Here is a 2,024-nt window from a genome sequence, read left to right as displayed (position 1 = left end):
CCGACGTCATCGCGCGGTTTCAGGGCGGGCATAACGCGGGGCATACGCTGGTCATCGACGGCGAAGTCTTCAAGCTGTCGCTGCTGCCCTCGGGCATCGTGCGCGGCGGCAAGCTGAGCGTGATCGGCAACGGCGTCGTGCTGGACCCTTGGCATCTGGTCAAGGAAATCGAGGGTCTGCGCGGGCAGGGTGTGACCATCACCCCGGACACGCTGATGATCGCCGAGAACACGCCGCTGATCCTGCCCATCCATGGCGAGCTGGACCGCGCGCGCGAGGCGCAGAATTCGGTGGCCAAGATCGGCACCACGGGCCGCGGAATCGGCCCGGCCTATGAGGACAAGGTGGGGCGCCGTTCCGTGCGGGTTGCCGATCTGGCGGATGACGCCACGCTTGAGCTGCGGGTAGACCGCGCGCTGGTGCATCACGACGCCCTGCGCCGTGGCCTCGGCCTTGACCCCGTGGACCGCGACGCGCTGCTGGCCAGCCTGCGGGAGATCGCGCCCGCCGTGCTCGAATACGCCGCACCGGTCTGGAAGGTGCTGAACGAGAAGCGCAAGGCGGGCAAGCGCATCCTGTTCGAGGGCGCGCAGGGCGCGCTCTTGGACATCGACTTTGGCACCTATCCTTTCGTCACCTCCTCCAACGTGATCGCGGGGCAGGCGGCGACGGGCACGGGCATCGGGCCCGGCTCGATCGATTTCGTGCTGGGCATCGTGAAGGCCTATACCACCCGCGTGGGCGAAGGCCCGTTCCCGGCGGAACTGGACGATGCCGACGGCCAGCGGCTGGGTGAGCGGGGGCATGAATTCGGCACCGTCACGGGCCGCAAGCGCCGCTGCGGCTGGTTCGATGCGGTTCTGGTCCGCCAGACCTGTGCCACATCCGGGGTGCGGGGCATCGCGCTGACCAAGCTGGACGTGCTGGACGGATTCGAGACCCTGAAGATCTGCGTGGGTTACGAATTGGACGGCAAGCGGCTGGACCATTTGCCCACTGCGGCGGATCAGCAGGCCCGCTGCACCCCGGTCTACGAGGAAATGCCGGGCTGGTCGCAATCGACCGAAGGGGCGCGCAGCTGGGCTGACCTGCCGGCGGAAGCCATCAAATACGTGCGCCGCGTCGAAGAACTGATCGAATGCCCTGTCGCGCTTCTTTCCACCTCGCCGGAGCGGGAGGACACCATACTGGTGACTGACCCGTTCGCCGACTGATGGCGCTTTCCTACAAGGCGCGTCGGCGGTGGTCGCTGGTGATCCTGCTGGTGGGGCTGCCGCTCTATATTATTCTGGCGGTCTCCGTGATCGGCATGTTCGAGCGGCCCTCGATCCTTGTGGAACTGCTGGTTTACGTGGCGCTGGGTGTGATCTGGGCGATTCCCTTCCGGTTTGTTTTCCGTGGGGTCGGGCAGGCCGACCCGGACGCCCGGGACGAGGACGGGCCGAAGGGCTGAACCAAGGTCGCGGGCCTCTGATGCCTGACCGGATTGGCTCACCTGTCTGCCTATTTGCAGATACCCCACCAAAGCAGAAGGGCGGCCCTTTCGGTGCCGCCCTTTCAGCGTTGTGCCCTGCAGGCCGGTTCAGCCTGCCGCGCGTTGATCCGGCTTGAAGCCGATGTCGTCGGAGACGGTGAATTGGCCGCCCTTGATCTTCTCGATCTTGCCGGCGCGAAGAAGCTGGCCAAAGGACCGCAGACCGTCCTCGCGCGAAAATTCGGGCGCATCGGCCTGCCGCACCTTCGTCATCAGTTGCGGGCGGGAGAATTGGTCCTTGCCCTCGACGAAGGCAATATAGGCGGCGGCGGCTTCCAGCAGGTCGGGCAGACGCGTGGCCTTTGTTGCCCTCGCACCGGCTTCCGCCTTCGAATCTGTCTGCGCGCCCTTGCGTTCGATCACCACCCGCCGGGTGGGAAAGGGGGCCGCGATATCGGCCGCATCGAGTGCGGCTTGGCACAGGCGGATCGCCTCGCTGCGTGCCAGAACGAAGGAGGTCTCGTTCTGGTCGATCCAGGCGGCGTAATTC

General features: G+C 66.2%; 2 protein-coding genes and 1 pseudogene. 2 read left to right on the top strand and 1 reads right to left on the bottom strand.

What is annotated here, in order from left to right:
- Positions 1-1,214 (top strand): adenylosuccinate synthase (locus tag A3764_RS06450; protein ID WP_067951347.1); only part of this gene is annotated, 1,214 nt, incomplete at its 5' end.
- Entirely contained in the window at positions 1,214-1,453 is a 240-nt protein-coding gene (locus A3764_RS06445) for a DUF2842 domain-containing protein (RefSeq protein WP_067928169.1), read from the top strand. The genes A3764_RS06450 and A3764_RS06445, both read left to right, overlap by 1 nt.
- Before the next feature lie 129 nt (positions 1,454-1,582).
- Here A3764_RS06445 and A3764_RS25905 read toward each other — a convergent pair.
- Positions 1,583-2,024: pseudogene (locus A3764_RS25905) on the bottom strand (hypothetical protein); the annotation flags it as partial.

This window comes from Sulfitobacter sp. HI0129, from assembly GCF_001635395.1.
In the GTDB taxonomy this organism is placed as follows: domain Bacteria; phylum Pseudomonadota; class Alphaproteobacteria; order Rhodobacterales; family Rhodobacteraceae; genus Sulfitobacter.
The sequence above is the reverse complement of the archived record's forward strand: the minus strand, read 5'-3'. Positions and strand labels throughout refer to the sequence as shown.